The organism is Paenibacillus sp. BK033 (assembly GCF_004345425.1).
Taxonomy (GTDB): Bacteria; Bacillota; Bacilli; order Paenibacillales; family Paenibacillaceae; genus Pristimantibacillus.
The window spans coordinates 1298695-1323380 of record NZ_SLVP01000001.1 but is presented as its reverse complement, the minus strand read 5'-3'; the positions used below and the strand labels follow the sequence as shown (position 1 = coordinate 1323380).

Below are 24686 nucleotides of genomic sequence, written 5' to 3'. Positions count from 1 at the left end.
TGTCTCACATCTTGTCAAGGTTTTAAAGAGTCGTCTTTTAAAATAGGAATTGGAGCACACTTGGCCAAAATATCTGCCATCCTTTGGCAGGGGCATACAAGCCTGGAAATAAAAAAAGGACAGAGCACGCAAGCTCTGTCCTTTCGTTTTAGCCCTTCAACCCGGCAACAAAACGGCGGATTTCGGCAAGTCCCTCTTCCCGCTTTGAAGAATCGCCCAATAAAGGAAGCGTTTCTTCGATTTTGCGCACAATCGCGCTGCCTACGACTACGCCGTCGCAGGATTTCTCGAAGCGCTCCACCTGCTCACGGCTGGAAATACCGAAGCCCACGGCAATAGGGAGATCCGTAGCTTCGCGAACCGTAGCGAGGAAGTCGTCAATTCCGCTATGGAATTCGGCACGGACTCCCGTTACGCCAAGCGAGGATACGCAATAGACAAAGCCGCGTGCTTTTTTGGAAATGCGGACAACGCGGTCCTTGGAGGTTGGGGCTACCAGCGGAATAAGGTGTACGCCCTTCGCTTCGGCCAGCGTGCGTACTTCCTCATCCTCTTCAATCGGAAGATCCGGAATAATAAGACCGCTGATGCCCTTCTCCACGACAAGATTCATAAAAGCCTCCAGGCCGAATTGCAGCACCGGATTGAAATAAGTAAACAATATAAACGGCAGCTTGACGCCTGCTTCACGGGCCCCAGCAGCGGTCTCGATGCAATCCAGAATGGAAATATGATTCTTAAGCGCGCGTTCGGATGCCCGTTGAATAACGGGACCGTCCGCAAGCGGATCGGAATAAGGGACGCCAAGCTCCACGAGATCCGCGCCTGCTTGTTCAAGCTCTTTAATAATGGCGATTGAGGTAGGGATATCCGGATCCCCGATCGTCAGAAACGGAATAAGTGCCGTTTGTCCTTCTTGCTTCAATTTGGCGAAAGCAGCATCAATCAAATTCATGCCTCTGCACCTCCCAGGTAACCCATGATCGCTTCCACGTCTTTATCGCCGCGTCCCGACAGGCTGACGACGACAATTTTGTCTTTATCAAGGGTTGGCGCCAGCTTAATCGTCTGCGCAATCGCGTGGGCGGACTCCAATGCCGGAATGATTCCTTCCGCACGGGACAGCAGCTGGAGCGCGTCAAGCGCTTCGGCATCGGTAATCGGGAAGTATTCCGCGCGGCCGGAATCTTTCAAATAAGCATGCTCCGGTCCGATACCCGGATAATCGAGCCCTGCAGAGATCGAATGCGCAGGCTGAACCTGGCCGTATTTATCCTGCAGCAAGTAGCTCATGGAGCCCTGGAATACGCCGTGGCTTCCCATGGTCATCGTAGCGGCATGCTCTTCGGTATCAATACCGCGTCCCGCTGCTTCAACCCCAACAAGACGGACGGATTCGTCTTTAATAAACGGATAGAAAATACCGATAGCATTGCTGCCGCCGCCAACTGCGGCAACCACATAGTCCGGAAGACGTTCTTCCGCTTCGACGATTTGCTTGCGGGATTCGTCCCCGATAATACGCTGGAAGTCGCGAACCATCATGGGGTATGGATGCGGGCCTGTTGCCGAACCCAGAATATAGAACGTATCGTCTACATGGCTGACCCAGTAGCGGAGCGTCTCGTTGCAGGCATCCTTCAGCGTGCGGGTGCCTGACATAACGGGAACAACCTCCGCTCCTAGCAGCTGCATGCGGAATACGTTAAGCTGCTGGCGCTTCATGTCTTCCTCGCCCATGAATACTTTGCATTCCAGTCCAAGCAAAGCGGCAACGGTAGCCGATGCAACGCCGTGCTGGCCAGCGCCGGTTTCGGCGATCACTTTGGTTTTGCCCATGCGTTTGGCAAGCACCGCCTGCCCGATCGTATTGTTGATTTTGTGAGCGCCGGTATGGTTCAAATCTTCGCGTTTCAGGTAGATCTTTGCGCCGCCAAGCTGCTGGCTTAAACGTTCCGCATAATAAAGCGGCGTTGGGCGTCCCGAATATTTGTGCAGAAGATCATGAACCTCCTGCTTGAAGGATTCGTCCTGCGAATAATGCTTATAGGCTTCTTCCAGCTCCAGCAAAGCGTTCATCAGCGTCTCCGGTACATACCGGCCGCCGAATTTGCCAAAGCGCCCGTTCTCGTCTGGTACTTGGTTCATCGTTCTATCACCTTTCTAACGAATAGTCTAATCTTCTCGATGTCCTTGCGGCCGTCCGTCTCAACCCCGCTCGATACGTCAATACCGTCAACCGGGTTGCCTGCCAGAAGCTCTCCCACATTGCCGGGATGAAGTCCTCCGGCTACGTATAAAGGAACTTCAATGGCTCCTGCCGCGTTCTGGTAGTCCGTTATGAGCTGCCAATCGAAGGTTTGACCCGTACCGCCGCCGGCTGTATCGATTAGAATAGCGTCTACGGCTCCCTTATAGGCGGATACCCGCTCCAGAGCATCCCCGCCCTCTGTTCCGATTGAGAGTACTTTCCATACCTTCTTACCCAAGCGGCTCTTAACTAATCGGCAAAATTCCGGAGTTTCCCGCCCGTGCAGCTGAACGACATCAAGAGGCGCTTTCGCCACGATTGCCGTCAGCTCCTCAATATCCGGATTAACGAAAACGCCAACCGTTTGGGGGGCTTCACCCTCAGCCGCTCGAAGCTGCTTGGCAGTCTGGATTAGCGCTGCAGCCGTTTCCGCATCGACCTGGCGTTTGCTTGGCGCAAACACGAAGCCGATCTCATGAAAAGGAAGTCCGTTCATCTCCGCAATGGTAGCGTCATCCCTCAATCCGCAAATCTTGATTCTTGGCGACGCCGTCATGCCCGCGTCACCGGACCCATCAGGTCAATAACAGCCTGTCCGGCATCCGGCTGGCGCATGAAATGTTCGCCGATCAGGACGCCTTGCGCACCGACGGTTTGAAGATAATCCATATCTTTCCGCCCCGCAATGCCGCTTTCGCTTATTACCGTAACCCCTTTTGGCATAAGATCGATAAGAGCTTCCGTCGTTCGAAGATCGGTTACAAAAGACTTCAGGTCACGATTGTTAACGCCAATCAAAGTCGCTTTATCCAGCTCCAGAACCCGCTCCAGCTCTTCACGGTCATGGACCTCCACAAGAACGTCCATGCCCAGCGATTTTGCCGTGTCATACAGCTCCGACAGCTCGGAGGATGTAAGGATTGCTGCTATTAATAGTACCGCATCCGCTCCGATAACACGAGCCTCGTATACCTGACGGTAATCGATAATAAAATCTTTGCGGAGCAGCGGATTAGCTACCGTTTCTTTGATCAAGGTTAAATAATCATTCGAACCTTGGAAATAATCGCGGTCCGTCAGCACCGAAATGCAATCCGCGCCCGCGCGCTCATAAGCGGCCGCAAGCTCGGCAGGTTGAAAATCCGGACGAATGAGGCCTTTTGAAGGAGATGCCTTCTTTACTTCAGCAATCAGGCCGACATCCCGTTTGCGGCCCGCCGTCAGCGCGCGCTCAAAGCCGCGGCATTCGGGAAGCGAAGCGATTTTGCGTTCATACTCGGATAGCTGGAAGCCTGAAGCGAGACGAGCAACCTCTTCCCGCTTCGTTACTACGATTTTATCAAGAAACATGAGTCAACTCTCCTGTCGTTTGAATAAGCTTTTGCAATTGTTGATTTGCCATGCCGGAATCAATCATTCGGGCAGCCAGCTCGACACCTTCGCGGAGAGAATCCGCATAGCCGCCTACGTAAATGCAAGCACCCGCGTTAGCGAGTACGATATCGCGGTACGCGCCGCGCTGCTTGCCGCTGAAGATTGCGCGAATCAACGCCGCATTCGTCTCCGGATCTCCGCCGATTACTTCGGAAATCGGATAGCGGGAGAGCCCCAGCTCCTCCGGAGTCAGTTCATAAGTCACCACGTCGCCGTTTCGCAGCTCGGAAATTTGGGTTGGCGCCGAGATGCTGATCTCGTCCAGTCCGTCCATGCTGCTGACAACCATCGCCCGTTTCACGCCCAGCTCGTTTAATACGGCTGCAATCGTGGACGTTTTGGTACGGTCATACAAGCCGATCAGCTGACGGTCGGCGCCAGCCGGATTCGTTAATGGACCAAGCATATTAAAGATCGTGCGGACGCCCAGCTCGCGGCGCGGCGCAGCCGCATGGCGGAGAGAAGGATGATACAATTGAGCGAACAGGAAGCAGATGCCGATCTGATTCAGGCATTCGGAGGCTTGCTCCGGGGTGAGCGTAATATTCACGCCAAGCGCTTCGAGCACATCCGCGCTGCCCGCTTTGCCGGACATCGCCCGGTTACCGTGCTTCGCTACGCGAATGCCGGCCGCCGAAGCGATAATGGCGGAAGCCGTGGAAATATTGAATTTATGAATGCCGGAGCCGCCCGTGCCGCAAGTATCGAGCAGGCCTTCCTGCTTCGTCTGTACATGGCTGGAATGCTGGCGCATCGCTTCCGCAAACCCCGTAATCTCGTCCTTCGTCTCGCCCTTCATGCGCAGGGCTGTCGCAACGCCCGCAATTTGCGAAGGAGTAGCATTGCCGCTCATAATAATGTCCATGACCAACCGCGCTTCTTCACGCGTCAGATCGGTGCTGTTCATCAGCTTGTTTAACGCGCCTTGCATCGTTACCTGTTCTGTCACCAAACTCATTTTACAACACCTCTCCGCTTGTTACATAGTAATCCGCGTTAACCGCCTGATCAGCCGAACTTTTCCGATTGCCAAAAATCGCTTCCGCCGCGCGGATCGCCTTAAGGCTTGCTTTTGCTTTATTGACCGTCTCCATATATTCGCTCTCCGGAACCGAGTCCCATACGATCCCTGCTCCGCTTTGAACATAAGCTTTGCCGTTCTTGAACACGATGGTCCGGATGGTAATGCACGTATCCAGCGAGCCGCCGAATCCGAGATAACCGATTGCCCCCGCGTAAGCGCCGCGCGCTTCGTTCTCGAGCTCCGCGATAATTTCCATCGCGCGAAGCTTGGGCGCGCCGGATACCGTGCCGGCCGGCAGACAGGACAGGAAGGCATCAAAGAAGTCTTTATCCTCGCGAAGCTTGCCGGATACGTTGGATACGATGTGCATGACATGCGAGTAACGCTCAATCTCCATATAAGAATCGCAGCGTACCGTGCCGAATTCCGATACGCGGCCGATATCGTTGCGCCCAAGGTCAACCAGCATCAGATGCTCCGCCCGTTCCTTCTCGTCGGCGAGCAATTCCACCTCCAGCGCCTTGTCTTCCTCCGGCGTCTTTCCGCGCGGCCTTGTTCCCGCGATCGGACGGGTCTCGATTTTGCGGTCGCCGTTAACCTTTACAAGCGCTTCTGGCGAAGTGCCTACGATCACTTCATCACCCATTTTCAAATAATACATATAAGGGGACGGATTCATCGTGCGAAGCACGCGGTAGACGTGAAGCGGATCAACCTCGGTTTCGATGCTGAAGCGCTGAGACAAGACGACTTGGAAAATATCGCCGGCGCGGATATATTCCTTCGCCTGCTCAACGTTCGAAATAAACTGTTCCTTCGTCAGGTTGGACTTTACATCGCCAAGCTCGGGATCAACCGGGATCGACGAACCCGACGTTACCGGAACCGTAATCGGCTGCTGCACCCGTTCGATCGTAGCTTCGATCTTGGCTACCGCACGGTTATAAGCCTTCTCGATGTCCGCGTTGGTGGCGGCATGAGGGATATGAACATTCCCGATAATTTGCAGCTGCTGCTTGAAGTGATCAAACGCGATGACCTGGTCGCAGAACATAAATTGCAAATCGTTCATTTGCAAGTCATCGATGCGGTGTGCCGGGAGGTTCTCGTAATATTGAAGCAGATCGTAACCGAAGTATCCGATCGCGCCTCCCGTAAACGGCGGGAGCTCCGGCAGCGACGGGCTGCGGTAGCCGCGAAGTTGAGCCTTCAAGAGCTCAATCGGCTTCTCGTCGAACACTTGCTTCTCACCGTTATGCTCCAGTACCATCTTGCCGTTCTTCCCGTAGAGCATCATGAAAGGATCCGTCCCGATGAAAGAATATCTCGCCCATTTCACTCCGCCCTCTACGCTCTCAAGCAGGAACGCGTGCTGCTCCTTCGCAAAATGCTGAAACAGCCTGATGGGTGTTTCCGTATCCGCAAGCATATAGCGTACGATCGGAATAATATTGTATTGGTCGGCCAGCTTCGTTACTTGCTGCAATTCATTTGTCATGGGGGGTTCCTCCTCTTGGTACTCGCTACTTGGTTAGAAGGGCATTAAAAAAGCCCCTGCCGGAAGCAGGGGCGTTGAATGTATAGATGATGACAAATAAGATTGCGAACAAAATAAAGAATAGACCTAAGGCGCACGATAGCGATGCGATCTCCTGCGCTTAGCTGCGATAAACAAGCTCTCTATTCTCAACTGTTCTGCACTCGTCTCTGCTTAACTCATCTCAACTCAACTAAAAGCCTGCTACCTAAGGTGAAACGGCTGCGCCATCCTGTGATGACGGTTAAACGTTTCATTCTAAAACCTGTCTATTAACTTGCTACTCTTCTCTTGCCTAACTATTGTTAGTTCTCAATATACTACCGATTAGGCCTCGCGTCAATCAGGATTTTGACAAATCCGGACGAAGCACGCGCGCGCCGCCAAGATAGACATGGTTAATCTCAGCTTGGGTTTTTTCCGTGTTCAAATGAATCATGAAACGGACGCAGCGCTCAAGACTGCCTTTCACCGGCACTTCCAGCGCGCACATTAAAGGCACCAGATCCCACCCGACCATTTGACGGATCGCAATTGCCGGGAATGTAGCATCCAAGTCTTGCGTAACGGTAATAAACACGCTGGCGACATCATCCGGCACGATATCGTTTTGTTTCACAACCTCTTGCAGCAGCTCAAGCGTTGCCTGCAAAATAGGCTCTTTTTCATTTACGTCAACGGTAATGGCACCGCGAATCCCTCTAACTGTCATCCCTTTTACGCCTCCAGTTTCAATTGCTCAACGATATCCCGTACCCACGCGGACTGAACATCCTTCTTGATTTCCACCTTGCCGACCTCGGTAGGCACAACAAATACCATCGTGCTCTCGCTGAATTTCTTGTCATGCATCATGGCGTCCATAATGGCGTCAACGTCGAAATGCGCCGGAAGCTTCACCGGCAGACCAACCTTGGACAATACCCGCTTCGTGGTGGTATAAACCTCTTCAGGCGCGCCGTAACGTAATCCCAGTCTCGCCGAGCCAATCATGCCGATGGAGATGGCTTCCCCATGCAAAAGCTCGCCGTAGCCGGCTACCGCTTCGAGCGCGTGGCCGATCGTATGGCCAAGGTTCAGAATCGCGCGCAGATCATTCTCGCGCTCATCCTGAGAGACTACGGCTGCCTTTACGCTGCAGCCTTTGTAAAGGGCATATCCAAGCGCATCCGGTTCAAGCGCAAGCAGACGGTCCGCGTTTTCTTCGCACCATGCCGTAAATTCCGCATCCCAGATTAAACCGTGCTTCACAACTTCCGATAAGCCGGCGCTAACATCCCTCGGAGGCAGCGACTGCAGCGTATTCAGATCGTAAAGCACCATCTCGGGCTGATGGAAAGCGCCAATAATGTTTTTCGCAAGCGGATGATTAACCGCAACCTTGCCGCCAACGCTTGAATCATGGGCAAGGATCGTTGTAGGAATCTGTACGAACCTAACGCCGCGCATATAGGAAGCCGCCACGAATCCGGCCAGATCCCCAACAACGCCGCCGCCAAGCGCAACAATCGTCGACTTGCGGTCAAGGCCGGCCTCAAGCGCTTTTGTAACCAGGTTTTCCAGCATCGACAACGATTTGGAGCTCTCGCCCGCAGGAATAACCGCACTGTCGACCGTGAAGCCGCCTTCGCGGAGATTGCTCTTAAGCGGTTCCAAATAGTGCGGGGCAATATGTTCATCCGTAATAATAAGGAGCGGCGATTTCAAGCTGATCTGATGCTTCTTGAAATACGCTGCCGCCTCCTGCAAAAGACCTTCACCGATATAAATGGGATAAGAGCGTTCGCCTAGCTCAACTTTCAGTTCGCGCATGATCTGTACCATCCTAACTGTTTATATTCCGGGCTTTTGTTATGTAAACATCTTTGCTCATTATAGTACAGGCTCCAGGCTTTGACAAGAAATGCGGCAGTTCTAGCAAATGTAAAAAGGCGGATGCTCAAGCCATTTCTGGCTCTGGCATCCGCCTTTCGGGCGGCTATGGAAAAGCGTTAGCTGTTCACAAAGCGCTTGCTTGTTTCCCGGTCAACCTTCACTGCCATCTGACTCATCAGATTAGGAAGCTGGCGGCTGTCGAGACCGAGAATTTGAGCGCATTCTTGAATGGTTATGATTCCGCTTCGGTAAGCATGAATCACTTGTCGCTTGTCCATCTTCATCCTCCAATAAAAGATCGGTTGCCTTTAGTATTGGAACGGATGGAAATCGCTATACATCAGCCGGTTATTCTTCTGTAGAAGAAGGTGTCTGCCGACTCGAAGCCGTACTGGGATGGAGAGAAAATCTGCTCCGTGCTTCCGACGAACAGAAGTCCTCCTGGCCGAAGAGCGCTTGCGAATTTTTGGTACAATAAGTGCTTGGCTTCTTCCGTGAAATAAATCATTACATTCCGGCAGACGATCAGATCAAAGGAATGATCAAAGGAATCGTGCAGCAGATTCTGCTGCTTAAACGAAATCGCGTTTTTAAGCATGTCCGATACCGCGTACATTCCGTGATCCGGCTGGAAATACTTCTGCCTGTAAGCAGCGGGGACATCCCGCAGGGAACGCTCCAAATACTGCCCTTCCTTCGCTTTTTCCAGCACCACGGAATCCAGGTCAGTCGCCAGCAATGAGGTTTTATGCAGAGCGCCAAGCTCCGACAAAATCATCGCGATCGTGTACGGCTCTTCTCCAGTCGAGCAAGCGGCACTCCATATCTTAAGCTTGTCTCCCCGCCCAAGCATTTCCGGCAGGAAGCGGCTTTGCAGCACTTCCCACCGGTTCGGGTTCCTCCAGAATTCGGACACATTGATGGTCATGCGGTCCAAAAACTCGTTCAGCAGGCTCCGGTCCTGTTCAATGGCTTTCCAATAGGCCTCGAAAGTGTGGTAACCGTGCTTCTGGCGCAGCGTCGTCAAACGACGCTTCATCTGGGCTTCTTTGTACTGCGACAAATCGATATTGGTCTTAGCCTTCATTCTTTGGATAAAAAGATCGAAATCCAGATCCACCGACATGGACGCCTCCTGTTGTAACGACAGCGTTATGTATGGCTTAGATCCAGCGCTGTACGGTATGTTCGTATTCCATGAGCTGCTCGGGCGAAAAGAAATTCGCGATTTCCCTAGCCGCGCTTTCCGGAGAATCCGAGCCGTGAATCAAATTTAAATTCGTATGTACGGCAAAATCCGAACGAATGGTGCCAGGCAGCGCGTCTACCGCATCCGTTTTGCCAATCATGGCACGCGTCAGGGCAATGACGTTATCTCCCTGCCACACCATGGCAAAGACCGGACCGGCTGTAATAAAGTTCAGCAGCGGCTCGTAAAAGGGCTTGCCTTGGTGTTCGGCATAATGGGTTTCTGCAAGTTCTCTGCTTACCACCATAAATTTGGCAGCAACGAGCTTCAGTCCTTTGCGCTCAAACCGCGACACAATCTCACCGATAAGGCCGCGTTGCACACCGTCTGGCTTAATCATCAAAAATGTTCTTTCCATACGCTACCTCCTAAAAAGAATTGTGAAGCAATTCTTGCTTCGTAAGCATTCGCTTAAAAGAATTGTGAAGCAATTCTTGCTTCGTAAGCATCCGCTTAAAAGAATTGTGAAGCAATTCTTGCTTCGTAAGCATTCGCTTAAAAGAATTGTGAAGCAATTCTTGCTTCGTAAGCGCTGCCCCTAGTAGTTGCGCTTTCCTACGAAATGCGCAATGTCGATCAGATTCTTCTTCGCCCCGATACCCGGCAAACCCTCTAAAGCGGCCAAAGCTTTTTTGATGTAATCTTTCGCCAGCTGGTCAGCGAGCTGAATGCCTTTACTGCTCTTGATCAGCGAAATGGCGGGCTTGGTATCAACATTCCCGTTATGCTCGCGGATAATCCGGATCTGCTCGAGCAGAGGCTCGCGCACCTTGTCATCCTTCAAGGCGAGAATGACGGGCAGCGTAATGTTTCCCTGTCGGATGTCGGAGCCCGGAGGCTTGCCGATCTGCTTCTCGGTGCCGAACAAATCCAGCATGTCGTCACGGATCTGAAAGGTCATCCCAACATTGTAACCGTAACGGTACAAGCGGTTTAGCGTAGACCGATCCGCCCCTGCCGCCGCAGCCCCCAGCTGACAGCTGATTGCGATTAGCAGTGCCGTCTTCCGGCGGATGCGCAGCAAATAATCGCGGATCGTTTGTTCGGTATTGAAGAAATACCGGATTTGCTCCATCTCTCCGATACTCATTTGCACAAGAGATTTCGAGAGCATTTGATGGATAAACGGATCATCCAGCTCTGTTGCTATCGTGAGCGCCCTGCCGAAAATATAATCGCCCGTATACATGGCAATCCGGTTATCCCATTTGGATTTGACGGTTAGTTGGCCGCGCCGCGTCGATGCATCGTCAATGACATCGTCATGCACCAGGGAAGACATATGAATGAGTTCAAGCGGCACCGCTACCTTCGTCAGTTTATCAAGGTCGTATTGGCCGAATTTACCCGAGAGAAGCACAAATACGGGGCGCAGCCGCTTCCCTCCCGCCTTCAGCAGGTGAAGAGACGTCTCGCTAAGCAGCTCATCGCCGAACGAAATGCTTCGTTCCAGCTCTTGCTCGATTCGGGACATATCGCCTTTTAACTTTGCAAAAATGTCTAATAGTTTCATTCTTTCACCTGTTCGGCAGAGATTCTTCTTTATAAAAGTGCAGGTTCACGTCGTGATCGAGCAAGCCAAGCTCACTAGCGTACCGGAAATAAAGCGTGAGGCCTTCCTGCTGCTTTGGTCCAAAGTCGTAATTGAGGCAAGTAAAGTACATTTGCCAATAAGCCGGATCGCCTCCCAGCTGTTTCGTAGCCTTCTCGATAAGCGGCGTTAGATCCGCTGCGCTCTTCTCCTTGCTGGCCGTAAAAGCCTGGAACAACCGCTCGAAGGCTTCCGGTGAACGCTCCACTGCTTCCTTGCGCGCCGCAACAACGGCGTAAGTCATAGCCAATCCCGTCCACTGGTTCCACACTTCGCCAAGATCAATGACGGTCAAACCTTTGTTCTCCCAGGACTCCCGGATCGCAGGATCGCCGATCAGAAGAGCCCCGTCGGCCCATTCCAGCATCCGGTCAAGGTCGGGTTCGGCCGGCTCGTATACGGGGTCAAGCTCGTAATATTTTTTCATTAATATTTTCAGCAGGTTAACCGACGTTGCCGACGTTGTCGTAACGGCAATCCGCTCAGGAGCAGACTGCCCGATCGGTTGTTTAAGGAACAAAAGGATGGAGTTTACCTTTCCCTCCGACCCCACCGATAAATGCGGAAGCAGGACATAATCCTTGTCGTTCATCCCGTAAGCAAAGGAAGATACAGCCGCGACTTGTATCTCCCCTTCGCGCAAGAGCCGGTTCAATTCGGCCGGCACCTTCAGCACAATCTCAATGCCGGCTTGCTCAGTACTATCTTCCAAATAGTGAAAAAGCGGCCATGCATTCGCATAATCAATCCGGCCGACGCGGAGCGGATTCAGTCTGCCCGTCATGTAAGGTCATCTCCCCATCTTCTGAATAATTGATGCTCGATCGACATGCTATCGAGCACTTTGCCGACAAGGAAATTAATCATTTCGTCCATGGATTGCGGTTTATAATAAAAGGCCGGCATTGCCGGAATGATTCTTACCCCAAGCCGAGCAAGCGTAAGCATGTTCTCCAAATGAATGGCATGCAGCGGCGTCTCGCGCGGAACAATAATAAGCTTGCGCCCTTCCTTCAGCATGACATCCGCCGCTCGGGTCAGCAAATCGTCCGAAATTCCTCGCGCCATCGAGGCGAGTGAGCCCATCGAGCAAGGCACAATCGCCATGCCTTCAACCTGGAACGAGCCGCTTGCGATGCTAGCGCCGATATCGGCATTCGGATGAAAGACCAATCGGCCGGCAGTCACGGCTTCACCGAACCGCTGCTCCAGCGCGGCTTGACGCCGCGTTGTATCCCAGCCAAGCTCTTCCTTCAATACCCGCCAGCCCGCTTCGGTCACGACCACATGGACAAGGTAATTCGCCTGAAGCAATTCTTCGATTAGCCGGATTCCGTAGATCGCCCCGCTTGCCCCGGTTATCCCGACTACCCAGCGTTTAGGTCTTGTTGCACCGTTTGATTTTACCATTGGTGCACCACCAGCAGATCGAACATTGCAAATACGAACAAAACCACGCTGAGCGTCCCGTTCATGCCGAAGAAGGCAATTTGCACGCGTGACAGATCATTCGGCCTTACCAGCCAGTGCTGATAGAAGAGCATCAGAATCGATGCGATTGTGCCAATGAGGTATACCCAGCTCAGTTCGGTCATCCAGAACAAAGCGAAGAAACCGATAGCAGTTACGACATGGAAGCCTCTAGCGATCCACAAAGCACCGGAGAGACCAAAGCGCGCCGGAATCGAATGCAGGCCTTTATCGCGGTCGTATTCGTAATCCTGAGTCGCGTATACGATATCGAAGCCCGCGATCCAAAGGGCAACGGTGAAATACAGTACCCATGCCGCGGCATTCAGGGAACCCGTTACGGCGACCCAGCCCCCAAGCGGAGACAAGCCGATCGTAAGGCCAAGGAACAAATGGCAGAGCCAGGTGACTCTTTTCATATAAGAATACAGAACCAGCATCACAACCGCAATCGGCATCAGCTTCATGGCAATAGGATCCAGGTTTGCCGCTGCTATAAACAACAAGCCGAAAGATACGATAATAAATAAAATGACCTCGAACGATTTCAATAAGCCTGCCGGCAACGCCCGCTGCGCCGTTCTTGGGTTAGCCTTGTCGATGGCTTTGTCAATGACCCGGTTAAGGCTCATGGCCGCGCTGCGGGCACCAACCATCGCAAGCGCAATCCAGCCAATCTCCCCCCATGTAGGCAATTGCTTCTCAACCGCTAACGTGCCAAGAACAGCGCCCAGAAAGGCGAACGGAAGAGCGAATACGGAATGTTCAAATTTTATCATTTCCAAAATAATGCGTAGTTTGCGAATCATTGCTGCGATTTCTCCTTTGTACCGATGTGAAGCGCGGCGATTCCTCCGGTCAGCGGATAGGCTTGTACTTCACGGAGTCCGGCTTGCCGAAATAGTTCGGATAACTGGTTGGCGTCAGGGAAAAGCTTCAGGGAATCCGGAAGCCACTTGTATTCGTCAAAGCGCTTCGCCACCCATTTGCCGATCATCGGCAGCATCCGTTCGAAGTATAAGTAATACATTCCCTTGAACGGCTGCCACAACGGCTTCGACAGCTCGAGGCATACCACCTTGCCGCCAGGCTTCACAACCCGTTCCATTTCCTTCAGCACCTGCAGATAATCCGGAACGTTGCGTAGACCAAAGCCAATCGTAACGAAATCAAAGGAGTTGTCGGCAAAAGGCAGCTCCATTGCGTTGCCCTGTACAAGCGTAACCTGCTCATTCAGGCCTTCACCCTTCACCTTGACGGCACCAACGTCCAGCATGTTCTGGCTGAAGTCGAGACCCGTAATTTGTCCGGTACCGCTCGCTTTCGCAAGCGCTATCGTCCAGTCGCATGTACCGCAGCACAAATCGAGCGCCGTCTGCCCCTGCCGCACGCTCATCTTGCGCATCGTAAACTTCCGCCAAGCCTTATGCCTGCGGAAGCTGAGCAGATCGTTCATCATATCGTATTTGGGAGCTATGTTCTCGAAAAGCGCATGCACATGTTCTTTCGAGCTGGAGCCTGAACTTGATTCAGAGCTTGTGTTTGCATTCATCTGTGTTATCCCTCGTTTCGTTAAGCCCTGCTATGGGCTGCCATCTTCTCCAGGAAGGAATCCGCCAATTCCTGAATCACATTCTTCAGCTGGTCGGACTCCAGCTTTGCTGCCGTACTGCGGAGATTGTCCGCAGCAGCCTTCAGCTTGGAGACCAGTCTTCCTTGAAGCTCGTATTTGCCCCGCAGATCGTAAATAAAGGAATGCTCCGTCTTCCGGGATAGGCTTTGCTGTTCTTCCGGCGTGCCTTCCTGCATGACATGCCAATAAGCCCAGCTTTGATAAAACCGGGATGGTGAATCAAAACGATTCATTTCATCCAAAACCGTCTCGCAACGGCTCACATCCTCCAGCATTTCAGGCCATAGCTTTACGAACGCGCCTTCCATCATTCCGCTGAAAAACTGGAACATCTCGCTCTTCAGCTCCGTCAGCTTGTTCAAATACTCTTCAGCCTTGAGCTGCGATTGCTGCATCTTCGTATAAAGATCCATCTTCAATCGGTTAACTTCGCATACCGCAGCGCTGATCTTGGATACCATGCCGATGTGCCCGGCTTGAGACAAAAGCTGATAGAAACGGCTGCTGAAATAATCGCCGGCCAGTACCTTCAGCTGCCTCGACCTCATCTCGCTCTCAGAGCGCCGGGTTTCCTCCGTGTCTATCAGGTCATGCGTATCCATTCCCAGCTGTACCAGCGATACCACCAGCGAGTAGAGCTCGCTATTGGGCTCCAGGGTTTCATGCTCGCTCAACACGGCATGAAGCAGCCTTAGCCTCGGGTCGGGAAAAGCAGGCAGCTCGGTGTAAGTTTGAATCATGTCATACTCGACATACTTGGATGCGAGTTCGTTGATACGATAAGGTTTCATGGGGTAAGCCTCCGAACAGATATTGCCGCTAAATAATCTAAACTATTATAGCACAACTTTAGGTCATGAGCATACGAAACAAGCTTCCAAGGTCAAATTGTTCATTATTTAGCTACAACTCCGTCAGGAAGATGGAAGGGGCGAGGTAGAATAGGTATCAATTGGTCCCAGCCTGTCTTCCAGCAGGGAGGTATACGCGATTCTCAGTCGCTTCCTCCACAGCTCGTCATGAAGCGGATCGGCGTCGCTTATTTCGTTAAAATTCTCTCCAAGCCAATTGTCGGTCCTCCGGACATCGGCCGCAAACAGCAGCTGACCGCCCGCTTTGGCGTCGACATAGCGGATCAGCAGCCGGTTCACGTTTTCCGTTTGCGTGAATGAAAGCCGGATCAGCTTCTCCATATCTTTATACCAACGGTCGGTCTGCTTCTCGTCGTCGGCCCGCATTTCAACCGTCAGCACCGCCTGGGTCCACTGTACTTTGCCTACTCTTCCCGTCAACTGCAGGCTGACGATGGCATCAACCAGATTACGGCTTGTCAGCCTTTTCATCTCGGAGGGATGAAAGACGGCCACCTCGCCTCTTCCCCTCTCCGGACCAATTCCGGAATGAGGCATTAGGCCGATTACCGCCGTTACCGCAAGCGCCGCGCCAAGCGACGTCAAATATGCCTTTCGCATAACGGAATCCTCCCTCCGCTCTAGTAAACGCACTAAAAATCCCCTATACCCCATTTTACAACCGATGCTGCCAAGCTATGCACAAAAAAACTCCCGGCACGCATTTTCTGCGTGAGGGAGCTTGTCCGAACAATTCTATTACTGGTCTGTATCCACCGTACCGTGCTTGGTCATGACGGAAGCTTTGCCGCGGATTTTAACTGCCGATGTATGATCCGTAAATTGAACGATCAAGATTTCATTCTTGTCCAGCTTCTCCGTATGATGGAACTTGGTATCCTGACCACGCGTGAGGCCGATCACCTGAACGCCCTGATCCTTCGCTTTGATAACGATGTAATCGCCTTGATTCGGCTCCATCTTAACCCTCCTAAAATGAATCATCACTCAATTTGCCATGTTCTGGCTTATTGTGAGGACTTCATTGCTTCGAAAAAGCATTTGCCGTGCAGCGCCTTCGTCTGCTCTAGCATCCTATTGCTGGGCTCGATTATACTATAGACCGGCTTCGACATGCAAGACTTGGCAGCTGGTCAAAAACGAAAGCGCCCGAACGCGTTGGCGTCCGGGCGCTATACAAAAGCAATTAATTGGAAACGAGGTCTTTAAGAGATTTACCAGGCTTGAAAGCAGGCATTTTGCTTGCAGCGATATCAATCTCTTCGCCTGTTTGCGGATTGCGTCCTTTACGGGCTTGGCGTTCGCGAACTTCAAAGTTACCGAAGCCAACCAGTTGCACTTTGTCTCCGCTTTGAAGGGCATCGGAGATGGCTTCGAATACGGCATCAACCGCTTTCGTTGCATCCTTCTTCGACAGATCGGACAGTTCAGCCACTTTGTTAATCAAATCGGTTTTGTTCATTTGTTTCACCTCCCCTAAAGGCAAATGAAGAGTCATCTTATCCCTCTTATTTACTGAAAACTTGAAAAATATACCTCGACCTCAAACAAACTTATAGTAATACAGCCGATTTCCAATTTCAAGTAGCCTATAGAGGTTCTGCGTACTTTCATCAATATTTCATTTTAACCGCTGCGTCTTCTTGACAAATGAATGAAGGTTACGGCAAGCGCAAGAACAAGAACTACGCCTTTGACAATGTCGTTGGCATAGTACTGCACCTTCATCATCGTCATGCCGTTCAGAAGCACGCCGATAAGGATCGCGCCGAAGAACGTACCGATTACATTGGGACGGCCCGCCCCAAGCACGGAATAACCGATAAAGACGGCCGCTACCGATTCCATCATCATCGGAGCGCCGGCATCGATCTGGCCTGTGCCGACGCGCGCCGCGTACAGAATGCCTCCGATGGCCGCAAAAATACCGGATGCGATATAAGCAAACGTACGGATACGGCGCACCCGAACGCCTGACAGCCGCGCAGCTTCTTCGTTGCCGCCCGTTGTATACATCTGGCGTCCCCAGCGGGTGTATTTGAAGAACAGGTGAACGGCGATCACCGCAATAACCATCAGCACAACCGGAACCGGGATGCCAAGCAGCTTGCCTTGGCCAAGCCACAGAAACGACTCGCTGAACTTGCCCGGTGCCGTGGAACCGTCAGGCATAGGCATATTGTTGTAGATCGAATAGCCTTTCGTATAAGTCTTATGAATACCGCCTACAATGTACATAACCGCCAATGTCGCCAGCATGTCCGGAATACGGATTTTGACGATCAGAAGCGCATTGAGCAGACCTACCAAAGCGCCAATCAACAGCGCAACAACGATAACAACGACAACCGGCTGTTCATACCAGACCATAAAGGCGGCCGTTACAACCGTCGTTAACGATACGGTCGAGCCTACCGACAAGTCGAAGCCGTCAACCGTCAGAGAGAAGGTTACGCCGATCGCAACAAAGGTCGTAATCGAAATCGACCGCAAAATATCCGACAAGTTAGCGTACGTAAAGAAATGCTCATCCCACATCGAGAAGAATAGGATGACTAAGGCAATAACAAGTAGCGATCCGAATTTAAAAATGAAATCTAGTGACTTCTCTCTCATGCCTGCTCCTCCTTGCCGCCGCTTGCATAAAGCATCAGCAGCTCCTGCGTGGCTTCGCCCCGGCCAAATTCCTTCACAAGTGCTCCGTCGCACATGACGAGAATCCGGTCTGCGATGCCCATCGCTTCCGCAAATTCACATGTTAAGTAAACAATTGCCTTCCCTTGCTCGGCAAGCGACCCGATAATGCGGAAAATATCGCTTTTTGCGCCGATATCCACGCCTTTCGTCGGCTCATCGAACAGGTACACCTCCGCGCCGGTGGGAAGCCATTTTCCGATGGATACCTTTTGTTGGTTGCCACCGCTGAGCTGACCGGTTTTCTGATTGGGAGAAGAGGTCTTGATGCCAAGCTTACCGATAATCGCGGCTGCGTTATTCGACTCTTTCCTCCCGGACAGGAAGCCGCTTCTCGTCAGCAGCTTCAGAATCGGCAGGCTTAAGTTGTTCTGCACCGATTCTCCTACAAGAATCCCCTGCTTCCGCCGTTCCTCCGGGACCAGCACAATGCCGCCAGCTATGGCATCCGCCGGTTCGCTGTTGTTAATCGCTTTCCTCGCGATGGTCACATGACCCTTATCTGCCTTATCGGCGCCAAACAACACTCTCGACAGCTCCGTTTTGCCGGCTCCGACCAGTCCAACAATGGCCACAACTTCACCGCTGCGGGCATTAAAGCTTACATTGCGGACATGATGGCCGCGCGTAACTCCTGACACCTCAAGCAGCGGCTCGCCGATCGGAACCTCCGTTTTCGGGAACTCCTCCTCGAATACACGGCCGAGCATAGCTTGCACGACGTCGTCAATCGTTAACGAAGAGGTAGACTCGGTCAACACCCGCTCACCGTCGCGCATAACCGTAATGCGATCGCAGAGCTGGAATACTTCCGGAAGCCGGTGGGAAATAAAGACGATTCCAATCCCTTCTTCCTTCAGCTGTCCGATAACACGGAATAACCGCTCCGCTTCTTCAAGGCTCAGCGGTGCGGTCGGTTCGTCAAAAATAACGTATTTTGCTTTCTCCGTCAGCAGTCTGGCAATAAGCACAAGCTGCTTCTCGGCGAGCGTCAGCTCTCCTGCCTTCTTCTTGACCGGAATCGATGCGCCAAGCCGCGCCAGCGTTGCTTCCGCCTGCTTCTCCAGCTTGCGCCAGTTCAGCCACAGGCTGCTGCCTTTGCTGGAAATGCTGTCGAGCATAACATTCTCCGCCACGCTCAGCTGCGGCACCAGAGCGGTGTCAACTTCCTGATAAACGCAATGGATGCCCAATTGTTTGGCATCCCCAGGTGAACCGATATGAACTTGCCGCCCGTCGATTGTAACCGCGCCTTCGTCCTGGCCGTAAGCACCCGATAAAATCTTCATCAGGGTACTTTTGCCGGCGCCGTTGGCGCCAAGAAGCGCGTGAACCTCGCCGCTTAGCAGGTTAAATTCGACGTCGCGGAGGGCGGGGACGCCGGAAAAAGCTTTCCGGATCCCCTTCATTTGCAATTGCTTTGCAACACTCATGTTGTGCACCTCTCCAGCTAAAAAGAATTGCGAAGCAATTCTTGCTTCGTAAGCATTAAGCCTTTGCCCCTGGATTATTTCGAACCTTCCAGCTCTTTCATCCAGTCTTCATAGTTTTGCGTGCTGCTTCCCCAGCCTTTGATATATTGGGACAGTTGAGTCGTGCTTACTTGCTCGGCTGGCAGCTCGTCGCGGCTTACGTATACGGCGTTGAGCACAGTAATCGGATCGTTAGCCTCGCCTTTAAATTCTTTGTACAACGTACGAACTTGAACGCGTCCGATATCCTTCGGATCCACGGCAGCCGAAGCAATCCAAGGGCTGTTCTTGTCTTGAATCATTTGAAGATCTTCGTCGCTCATGTCGATGCCGTATACTTTGATTTCCGTACGGCCTGCTTGCTGGATTGCGCGCGCAGCGCCTTTTGCGAATTCATCCCAAGCTGCCCATACCGCCGTAATGTCGCCTTTGTTCGGATATTGCTTCAGAATCGCTTCCATTTGCGCTTGCGTGTCCATTGCAGGATTGTTAGCGTTACCGAATGCCGCGATTTCTTTGATGTCAGGATATTTCTCTTGGAATGCTTTATAAGCAACTTGGCGGCGTTCCATTGGAGCAAAGCCCGCTACCCATACTTTTACGATGTTGCCTTTGCCGCCAGCGTCTTTAGCCAGCTGCTCAAGCGTCAGGTTCGCCATCGATTGGTCGTCCTGTTGCAGAACAGGTACGCCGTCAACTTTTACGTCTGCGTCGAATACGACAACTTTGATGCCTTTTTCTTTTGCTTTATTGATTCCTTGTTCCAGAGCGCCGGCTTGTCCATGGTCGATCAGGATACCGTCGAAGCCTTGGTTGACAGCAGCGTCAAGGTTGGAAGACATTTTAGCCAGGTCGTTATCGGAAGCGAAAACTTGAACGGAGCCGCCGAACTTCTCAACTTGCTCTTTCACGCCTTCTACGTATTGCGAAGAAAATGTGCCTGTGTTGAACTGCATAACGAGTGCTACTTTCTTGCCTTTCAGTGCGTCAAGCTCGCTGTTGCCCGATGCTGTAGGCGCTTCCGACGCGTTAGCCGATGCGTTGCTGCTAGCTTCGGAATTAGCGGAGTTGTTGTTGTTCTTGCTGTTGCCGCATGCCGATGCTATGACAAGAACGATTGCGACAAGCAGCGTCAATGAAAGTTTACCCCATTTTTTCATGTTCTTCTTCTCTCCCTTTTTATCTAACCAAAATGATAGATGAAATGATCTATTTGTAATCATATCATTTTTACCAAGTATGTCAATCGGAATTTAAGTATTATTTTCACAATATGGGAATCACTCGACAAACACGAATAATAATGTCGAAAAAGATCGAAACGTTCAACAATTGCCATTATATTAACCACAACGAATAATTGCAATGAATAATTTGTTACAGCGTCGGGCAGAATGCCGCAGAACGCAAAAAGAACGGCTGATCCGGCGTTATACCGGTTCAACCGTTCTCTTAATCTAGCTTTAAAGGATAATGGCAATGAGTCCTCCGGAACCTTCGTTAATGATTCTTCCGAGCGTCTCCTGCAGCTTGTAGCGCGCGTTGTCCGGCATCATCGCGATTTTGCCCTGGATGCCTTCGCGAACCAAGGAATGGAGCGATCTTCCGAAAATGTCGGACTCCCAGATCTTGATCGGATCTGCCTCGAAGTCCTGCATTAAGTAACGGACAAGCTCCTCGGTCTGCTTCTCCGAGCCGATAATCGGCGCGAATTCGGATTCTACGTCGACGCGGATCATATGGATCGAAGGCGCAGTCGCTTTCAGCCTTACTCCAAAGCGGGAGCCCTGACGGATGAGTTCCGGCTCATCCAGAGCCATCTCCGCAAGCGTTGGCGCCGCAATCCCGTAGCCGGTAGCCTTAACCATCTCGAGCGCTTCCGCGAACCGGTCGTATTCCCGCTTCGCATGCGAGAATTCCTGCATCAGCTGGAGCAGATGATCCTTGCCGCGGATTTCAACTCCGACCACCTCCATCAGGATGCGGTCATACAGTTCATCCGGCGCGAAGAGATCGATCTCCGCTACGCCTTGCCCCATGTTCATGCCGCTGAGGCCGGCCCTGGCAATGAAATCATAATCGGAGAACTGCGAGACTACGCGGTCGACGTCTCTCAGTCTGCGAATATCCTTTACCGTATCGCGTACGGAGTTTTCGTAGTTGCTGCGCAGCCAGTGGTTTTCGTTCAGCACCATGACCCAGCTTGGCAGATTCACGTTGACTTCGTGAACCGGGAACTCGTAGAGCACTTCGCGCAGGACGGACATGACTTCTTCTTCGCCCATAGTCGCGACGCTCATCGTAATTACCGGAATATCGTATTTGGCCTGCAGCTCCCCGCGAAGCTGAATCGCTTCTTCGCCGCGAGGACGAGTGGAGTTAATGATAAGCACGAACGGCTTGCCGACTTCCTTCAATTCGCCGATTACGCGCTCTTCCGCCTCAACATAAGAGGCGCGCGGGATTTCGGCGATGGAGCCATCCGTCGTTACTACAACGCCAAGAGTCGAGTGCTCTTGAATCACTTTTCTGGTGCCGATCTCCGCCGCCTCTTGGAACGGAATCGGTTCGTCGAACCAGGGCGTGGTAATCATGCGAGGGCCGTTCTCATCCTCGTAACCTTTCGCCCCTTCGACGGCGTAACCAACGCAGTCCACAAGCCTGACGTTTACATCAAGTCCTTCACTGACGCGCAATTGTACCGCTTGATTCGGAACAAACTTCGGTTCAGTAGTCATGATCGTTTTACCCGCGGCGCTTTGAGGAAGTTCATCAACGGCTCTCACACGCTCGGCTTCGCTTGCAATGTTCGGAAGCACAACCGTTTCCATAAACCGCTTGATAAACGTTGATTTGCCCGTACGGACAGCCCCTACTACCCCGAGGTAAATATCCCCGCCGGTACGTTCGGCTATATCCTTGAAAATGTCCACTTTCTCCACTGAATATCCCCTCCCAATTGATTTTCCGGTTCGCCGCCTTCCACCGGACTCAGAGGGCAGGCCAGCGACGCAACTCGTACAGCTTGTTGGACTAGTAATATCATATTGTCCTAGCCTACCGAATATTCCGATTCCTTTCACAATTTTTCCCTTAAGTCAGTCACGCTCTTGCCCTTCCAAGATTGAGTTATATGAAGATGTAAAGATTTCTATACCAAAAAATCCTCACTACCGGTCCGTATAGGAAGGTAATGAGGATTCGTGTTTTAAGCTTATTTGCCTTGTTCCGAAACGGCCTGAGGTTCATGATTCACCCAATGGTAGACCGGCGCTTTAACCGGTACGTACATGTCGGAATCAACCAGCACGGCGCGCAGGTCGGTGTCAGCCGCAATACCCGCCTCGCCTTTCTTCTGCATGGCCTGCATGATGTCAATGCCGTAATCCGCATACACGCGGCCGGACTCGTCCATGATGGCCGCAAGCGTCTGGAAGGAATAGTCGCTATGCAGATCCGGCGCTTTTTTGTTCATCGTTTTATAATCGATATAGGAATAGCCGGGGTAAGCGGGCTCGCCTTTAGGCAGCCGGTTATCGTGGTTTTTCTTATATTCGTTCACCCAGCTTTGAATATCATTGATCTGCTGATAGGTAAGCAGATTCATCAGCTTGATCTGCGGCTTGGTCTCTTCGTTGATAATCAGGAAATAATAATGGCCGCCGTTCTCGAAAGCTGCCGTCGGTATCGAGCTCAAATACCCTTTGTTCTTCAGCTGCGTAAAATCAACCTGAAACTTTTCATAGACCGGCGTATCCTCGCTGCTGTTTTTCATAGGCAGCATCCCGGTCTCCGACTGGTATTGATCAATAGCAGCCTGTACGTTTCGGACAGCTTCCTTCGGGGCGGCCTGGTTTTGCTTAAGCTCGCTCTTCGGGTACATACAGCCGCCCAAGGACAGCACGGTTACGATCAATATAGTAAGCATTGCCAGACGGCCGGAAGCTCCGGGCAACGGATTTCTTTTTTTCACCCGCATCGATTATTGCTCCTCCTCGTTCTACCACAACTCGTCTTTTTCTTCCGCCTGCTTCGCCAGAAGCTTCTGAACGGCGGCGCGAAGCGGATCAAGCGGAACGTCCACTTGCACCACTCCTCTTACTTTAGCCTGGCACGCAAGCCTGTAGCCCTCTTCCTCCAGACCGGCAAGCTTTCGCTTCTCTTCCTCCGCGATCGGCATCAAATCGCTCTCCGGAAGTATTTTCACCTTGCACATGAAGCAAGCCGCGTTGCCGCCGCAGCGGGTCTGAATGAGCACGCCGGCCCTTCTTGCCGCCGAGAGGATTGGCGTTCCCGGCTTAACTTCTATCGTTGTTCCGGATGGCCAGAACGTAATCCTTCCGCTCATTTGGCAGCACCTGCCTGCTTGCGGGAAAGCCGCCGACTCATTTGCTTCCTTGCCTCTATCGTGAACACATTCCGCTGTTCAAGGAGCAATCGGGCTGCCTCATGCCGCGATTCTTCTTGCATATAACGATCCACGACGATTTGCAGCCGGTCTTCACGTTGCCGCATCCAATTGAACCAGAGCTCATGCGCGAGCGGAACAACCGGAACATACAGCTCCTCTTGCCCCTTCATAACGGCAAGCTGCTCAGAGAACGGTTTTAGCAATTCGCGGACTTCGGTTACGTAACGGCAGCCTTCCGCACGGACAACAAAGCCGCCTACGAGTTCAACCGGAATGCCTTCTATTACATAATGGCTGAGAACGGACCGATATTTGCCGCATTCGCTTAACTGCTTCGTATCGGCAGCATACGGCTTCAGACGTTCATAGAGCAGATCGTAATCGGCATCATCGGCATACAAATCGATATCGTTGGGCTTTGCCGATAGCGGCAATCCGCGCAGCATCAATCCCGCACTGCCGCCCAGTACCCAATCGGCCCCTACGCCCTCTAGCGCCCGGACGATGGCAGCAAGAGCGTTTTCTATAGCTGTTTGTTTGTTCATCACTGCACATCCTTTCCGGCGTTGCTAATTAGAAATAAGGCTTGTTTACGGCTTTCACTAGAATATCCGCGCTCTTCACTACAGCCTGGCACGCTAGACGGTAACCGTCTTCAAATTCCTCCGGCTCCATCCGGTCCCATTCGGCATCCGTAATTCCTTCGAGAGCCGCTGCTCCTTCTTCAATCAAGCATCGGCATCTTGCGCAGGTACCTCTTGTGCAATTCGAAGACCAGTCTACCTTGGCTTTGAGCGCGTGCTTAAGCAGCGTAGCCCCAATCTCGGGCTCAACAACCGCTGTTCTTGTTCTCCCCTTCAGTTCAATCATGCGGCTATGGTTCCTTTCACGCTGTCAATATGTATGGTCTTTCTTTTAGACAATGGCAATCAGCCCGCATAGAAAACCGAATACAAGCAGAATAAAAGAAACAAAGGATAATGAAAACTTAATAACGCCTTTGGTCTTTAATCGGGCAAACGTAATGATAACAGCGGCAATCGCCATCAATCCGATCCCGATTAAAGAAATCCACATCTTCGTCATTGGATCCATGAACTAATCTACTCCCTAGTCGATAACGGTAATAAATGCAACACTCATTATAACATCAAGCTCAAAAAAGGACAAAAA

At 51.9% G+C, this 24686-nt stretch carries 29 protein-coding genes; all 29 read right to left on the bottom strand.

Translation table 11 applies throughout. From position 1 onward, the window contains the following. Positions 1 to 148: 148 nt before the first annotated feature. Positions 149 to 955 (bottom strand): tryptophan synthase subunit alpha, encoded by an 807-nt coding sequence (gene trpA, locus EV294_RS05990; protein ID WP_132304726.1) that lies wholly within the window; start codon positions 953 to 955, stop codon positions 149 to 151. Then, complete coding sequence (gene trpB, locus EV294_RS05985; protein ID WP_132304724.1) at positions 952 to 2148, bottom strand: tryptophan synthase subunit beta; 1197 nt, start codon at positions 2146 to 2148, stop codon at positions 952 to 954. Before trpB ends, trpA begins: the two co-directional genes overlap by 4 nt. Continuing rightward, on the bottom strand, positions 2145 to 2807 hold the full coding sequence (locus EV294_RS05980) for a phosphoribosylanthranilate isomerase (protein ID WP_132304722.1): 663 nt from the start codon (positions 2805 to 2807) through the stop codon (positions 2145 to 2147). Before EV294_RS05980 ends, trpB begins: the two co-directional genes overlap by 4 nt. Beyond that, complete coding sequence (gene trpC / locus EV294_RS05975; protein ID WP_132304720.1) at positions 2804 to 3601, bottom strand: indole-3-glycerol phosphate synthase TrpC; 798 nt, start codon at positions 3599 to 3601, stop codon at positions 2804 to 2806. Before trpC ends, EV294_RS05980 begins: the two co-directional genes overlap by 4 nt. Next, positions 3591 to 4643: an anthranilate phosphoribosyltransferase gene (gene trpD, locus EV294_RS05970; RefSeq protein WP_132304718.1), complete on the bottom strand. Its 1053-nt coding sequence runs from the start codon at positions 4641 to 4643 to the stop codon at positions 3591 to 3593. Before trpD ends, trpC begins: the two co-directional genes overlap by 11 nt. Before the next feature lies 1 nt (position 4644). Beyond that, positions 4645 to 6207, bottom strand: coding sequence for an anthranilate synthase component I (gene trpE / locus EV294_RS05965; RefSeq protein ID WP_132304716.1), 1563 nt, complete (start codon positions 6205 to 6207; stop codon positions 4645 to 4647). Between the two features lie 382 nt (positions 6208 to 6589). Continuing rightward, positions 6590 to 6958, bottom strand: a complete 369-nt coding sequence (aroH, locus tag EV294_RS05960; RefSeq protein ID WP_132304714.1) for a chorismate mutase — start codon at positions 6956 to 6958, stop codon at positions 6590 to 6592. 5 nt (positions 6959 to 6963) lie between these two features. Next, entirely contained in the window at positions 6964 to 8058 is a 1095-nt protein-coding gene (aroB, locus tag EV294_RS05955) for a 3-dehydroquinate synthase (RefSeq protein WP_132304712.1), read from the bottom strand. Between the two features lie 179 nt (positions 8059 to 8237). Continuing rightward, a complete protein-coding gene (locus EV294_RS30235) occupies positions 8238 to 8399 on the bottom strand; it encodes a hypothetical protein (protein WP_165930582.1) in 162 nt (53 codons plus the stop codon). A 62-nt stretch (positions 8400 to 8461) separates the two neighbouring features. Then, positions 8462 to 9247, bottom strand: coding sequence for a CheR family methyltransferase (locus tag EV294_RS05950; RefSeq protein WP_132304710.1), 786 nt, complete (start codon positions 9245 to 9247; stop codon positions 8462 to 8464). A gap of 37 nt (positions 9248 to 9284) precedes the next feature. Next, positions 9285 to 9728, bottom strand: coding sequence for a nucleoside-diphosphate kinase (gene ndk / locus EV294_RS05945; protein ID WP_132304708.1), 444 nt, complete (start codon positions 9726 to 9728; stop codon positions 9285 to 9287). A gap of 180 nt (positions 9729 to 9908) precedes the next feature. Further along, the gene (locus tag EV294_RS05940) at positions 9909 to 10883 is read right to left on the bottom strand and encodes a polyprenyl synthetase family protein (protein WP_132304706.1); all 975 of its coding nucleotides are present in this window, start codon (positions 10881 to 10883) and stop codon (positions 9909 to 9911) included. A 4-nt stretch (positions 10884 to 10887) separates the two neighbouring features. Then, positions 10888 to 11745 (bottom strand): menaquinone biosynthesis protein, encoded by an 858-nt coding sequence (locus tag EV294_RS05935; protein ID WP_132304704.1) that lies wholly within the window; start codon positions 11743 to 11745, stop codon positions 10888 to 10890. Then, entirely contained in the window at positions 11742 to 12371 is a 630-nt protein-coding gene (locus tag EV294_RS05930; protein ID WP_132304702.1) for a UbiX family flavin prenyltransferase, read from the bottom strand. The genes EV294_RS05935 and EV294_RS05930 overlap by 4 nt, the downstream gene beginning before the upstream one ends. Further along, entirely contained in the window at positions 12365 to 13240 is an 876-nt protein-coding gene (locus EV294_RS05925; protein WP_132304700.1) for a UbiA-like polyprenyltransferase, read from the bottom strand. Before EV294_RS05925 ends, EV294_RS05930 begins: the two co-directional genes overlap by 7 nt. After that, on the bottom strand, positions 13237 to 13983 hold the full coding sequence (locus tag EV294_RS05920; protein WP_132304698.1) for a demethylmenaquinone methyltransferase: 747 nt from the start codon (positions 13981 to 13983) through the stop codon (positions 13237 to 13239). Before EV294_RS05920 ends, EV294_RS05925 begins: the two co-directional genes overlap by 4 nt. 20 nt (positions 13984 to 14003) lie before the next feature. Continuing rightward, positions 14004 to 14855 (bottom strand): heptaprenyl diphosphate synthase component 1, encoded by an 852-nt coding sequence (locus EV294_RS05915; RefSeq protein ID WP_132304696.1) that lies wholly within the window; start codon positions 14853 to 14855, stop codon positions 14004 to 14006. Positions 14856 to 14978: 123 nt separating this feature from the next. Beyond that, a complete protein-coding gene (locus EV294_RS05910) occupies positions 14979 to 15536 on the bottom strand; it encodes a hypothetical protein (RefSeq protein WP_132304694.1) in 558 nt (185 codons plus the stop codon). Positions 15537 to 15674: 138 nt separating this feature from the next. Further along, the gene (gene mtrB, locus EV294_RS05905) at positions 15675 to 15896 is read right to left on the bottom strand and encodes a trp RNA-binding attenuation protein MtrB (RefSeq protein WP_132304692.1); all 222 of its coding nucleotides are present in this window, start codon (positions 15894 to 15896) and stop codon (positions 15675 to 15677) included. A 226-nt stretch (positions 15897 to 16122) separates the two neighbouring features. Next, positions 16123 to 16398, bottom strand: a complete 276-nt coding sequence (locus EV294_RS05900) for an HU family DNA-binding protein (RefSeq protein WP_127494178.1) — start codon at positions 16396 to 16398, stop codon at positions 16123 to 16125. Positions 16399 to 16562: 164 nt separating this feature from the next. Beyond that, entirely contained in the window at positions 16563 to 17552 is a 990-nt protein-coding gene (locus EV294_RS05895; RefSeq protein WP_132304690.1) for an ABC transporter permease, read from the bottom strand. Then, complete coding sequence (locus EV294_RS05890; RefSeq protein WP_132304688.1) at positions 17549 to 19063, bottom strand: sugar ABC transporter ATP-binding protein; 1515 nt, start codon at positions 19061 to 19063, stop codon at positions 17549 to 17551. Before EV294_RS05890 ends, EV294_RS05895 begins: the two co-directional genes overlap by 4 nt. A gap of 74 nt (positions 19064 to 19137) precedes the next feature. After that, a complete protein-coding gene (locus tag EV294_RS05885) occupies positions 19138 to 20262 on the bottom strand; it encodes a sugar ABC transporter substrate-binding protein (RefSeq protein WP_132304686.1) in 1125 nt (374 codons plus the stop codon). A 303-nt stretch (positions 20263 to 20565) separates the two neighbouring features. Next, positions 20566 to 22044 carry a stage IV sporulation protein A gene (gene spoIVA, locus EV294_RS05880; RefSeq protein WP_132304684.1) on the bottom strand — a complete coding sequence of 493 codons (1479 nt, stop codon included), beginning with the start codon at positions 22042 to 22044 and terminating at the stop codon, positions 20566 to 20568. 272 nt (positions 22045 to 22316) lie between these two features. Further along, positions 22317 to 23081 carry a DUF3939 domain-containing protein gene (locus EV294_RS05875; RefSeq protein WP_132304682.1) on the bottom strand — a complete coding sequence of 255 codons (765 nt, stop codon included), beginning with the start codon at positions 23079 to 23081 and terminating at the stop codon, positions 22317 to 22319. Between the two features lie 21 nt (positions 23082 to 23102). Then, the gene (locus EV294_RS05870) at positions 23103 to 23450 is read right to left on the bottom strand and encodes a 2Fe-2S iron-sulfur cluster-binding protein (RefSeq protein WP_132304680.1); all 348 of its coding nucleotides are present in this window, start codon (positions 23448 to 23450) and stop codon (positions 23103 to 23105) included. Beyond that, positions 23447 to 24058 (bottom strand): nucleotidyltransferase family protein, encoded by a 612-nt coding sequence (locus EV294_RS05865; protein WP_132304678.1) that lies wholly within the window; start codon positions 24056 to 24058, stop codon positions 23447 to 23449. The genes EV294_RS05870 and EV294_RS05865 overlap by 4 nt, the downstream gene beginning before the upstream one ends. A gap of 28 nt (positions 24059 to 24086) precedes the next feature. Further along, complete coding sequence (locus EV294_RS05860; protein ID WP_132304676.1) at positions 24087 to 24383, bottom strand: 2Fe-2S iron-sulfur cluster-binding protein; 297 nt, start codon at positions 24381 to 24383, stop codon at positions 24087 to 24089. A gap of 45 nt (positions 24384 to 24428) precedes the next feature. Further along, positions 24429 to 24608: a DUF2768 family protein gene (locus EV294_RS05855; RefSeq protein ID WP_132304674.1), complete on the bottom strand. Its 180-nt coding sequence runs from the start codon at positions 24606 to 24608 to the stop codon at positions 24429 to 24431. Between the last annotated feature and the right edge of the window lie 78 nt (positions 24609 to 24686).

Bases quoted from the DNA above. Each gene is read 5' to 3' on its own strand.
- EV294_RS30235 (WP_165930582.1), bottom strand. From the start codon at position 8,399: ATGGACAAGCGACAAGTGATTCATGCTTACCGAAGCGGAATCATAACC.
- EV294_RS05980 (WP_132304722.1), bottom strand. From the start codon at position 2,807: ATGACGGCGTCGCCAAGAATCAAGATTTGCGGATTGAGGGATGACGCT.
- trpD (WP_132304718.1), bottom strand. From the start codon at position 4,643: ATGAGTTTGGTGACAGAACAGGTAACGATGCAAGGCGCGTTAAACAAG.
- trpB (WP_132304724.1), bottom strand. From the start codon at position 2,148: ATGAACCAAGTACCAGACGAGAACGGGCGCTTTGGCAAATTCGGCGGC.
- EV294_RS05895 (WP_132304690.1), bottom strand. From the start codon at position 17,552: ATGAGAGAGAAGTCACTAGATTTCATTTTTAAATTCGGATCGCTACTT.
- mtrB (WP_132304692.1), bottom strand. From the start codon at position 15,896: ATGGAGCCGAATCAAGGCGATTACATCGTTATCAAAGCGAAGGATCAG.
- EV294_RS05865 (WP_132304678.1), bottom strand. From the start codon at position 24,058: ATGAACAAACAAACAGCTATAGAAAACGCTCTTGCTGCCATCGTCCGG.
- EV294_RS05860 (WP_132304676.1), bottom strand. From the start codon at position 24,383: ATGATTGAACTGAAGGGGAGAACAAGAACAGCGGTTGTTGAGCCCGAG.
- ndk (WP_132304708.1), bottom strand. From the start codon at position 9,728: ATGGAAAGAACATTTTTGATGATTAAGCCAGACGGTGTGCAACGCGGC.
- EV294_RS05950 (WP_132304710.1), bottom strand. From the start codon at position 9,247: ATGTCGGTGGATCTGGATTTCGATCTTTTTATCCAAAGAATGAAGGCT.
- EV294_RS05915 (WP_132304696.1), bottom strand. From the start codon at position 14,855: ATGAAACCTTATCGTATCAACGAACTCGCATCCAAGTATGTCGAGTAT.
- EV294_RS05885 (WP_132304686.1), bottom strand. From the start codon at position 20,262: ATGAAAAAATGGGGTAAACTTTCATTGACGCTGCTTGTCGCAATCGTT.
- EV294_RS05925 (WP_132304700.1), bottom strand. From the start codon at position 13,240: ATGATTCGCAAACTACGCATTATTTTGGAAATGATAAAATTTGAACAT.
- EV294_RS05855 (WP_132304674.1), bottom strand. From the start codon at position 24,608: ATGGATCCAATGACGAAGATGTGGATTTCTTTAATCGGGATCGGATTG.
- trpC (WP_132304720.1), bottom strand. From the start codon at position 3,601: ATGTTTCTTGATAAAATCGTAGTAACGAAGCGGGAAGAGGTTGCTCGT.
- EV294_RS05900 (WP_127494178.1), bottom strand. From the start codon at position 16,398: ATGAACAAAACCGATTTGATTAACAAAGTGGCTGAACTGTCCGATCTG.
- EV294_RS05940 (WP_132304706.1), bottom strand. From the start codon at position 10,883: ATGAAACTATTAGACATTTTTGCAAAGTTAAAAGGCGATATGTCCCGA.
- EV294_RS05890 (WP_132304688.1), bottom strand. From the start codon at position 19,063: ATGAGTGTTGCAAAGCAATTGCAAATGAAGGGGATCCGGAAAGCTTTT.
- EV294_RS05910 (WP_132304694.1), bottom strand. From the start codon at position 15,536: ATGCGAAAGGCATATTTGACGTCGCTTGGCGCGGCGCTTGCGGTAACG.
- EV294_RS05870 (WP_132304680.1), bottom strand. From the start codon at position 23,450: ATGAGCGGAAGGATTACGTTCTGGCCATCCGGAACAACGATAGAAGTT.
- EV294_RS05920 (WP_132304698.1), bottom strand. From the start codon at position 13,983: ATGAATGCAAACACAAGCTCTGAATCAAGTTCAGGCTCCAGCTCGAAA.
- trpA (WP_132304726.1), bottom strand. From the start codon at position 955: ATGAATTTGATTGATGCTGCTTTCGCCAAATTGAAGCAAGAAGGACAA.
- aroB (WP_132304712.1), bottom strand. From the start codon at position 8,058: ATGCGCGAACTGAAAGTTGAGCTAGGCGAACGCTCTTATCCCATTTAT.
- EV294_RS05935 (WP_132304704.1), bottom strand. From the start codon at position 11,745: ATGACGGGCAGACTGAATCCGCTCCGCGTCGGCCGGATTGATTATGCG.
- aroH (WP_132304714.1), bottom strand. From the start codon at position 6,958: ATGACAGTTAGAGGGATTCGCGGTGCCATTACCGTTGACGTAAATGAA.
- EV294_RS05930 (WP_132304702.1), bottom strand. From the start codon at position 12,371: ATGGTAAAATCAAACGGTGCAACAAGACCTAAACGCTGGGTAGTCGGG.
- trpE (WP_132304716.1), bottom strand. From the start codon at position 6,207: ATGACAAATGAATTGCAGCAAGTAACGAAGCTGGCCGACCAATACAAT.
- EV294_RS05875 (WP_132304682.1), bottom strand. From the start codon at position 23,081: ATGCGGGTGAAAAAAAGAAATCCGTTGCCCGGAGCTTCCGGCCGTCTG.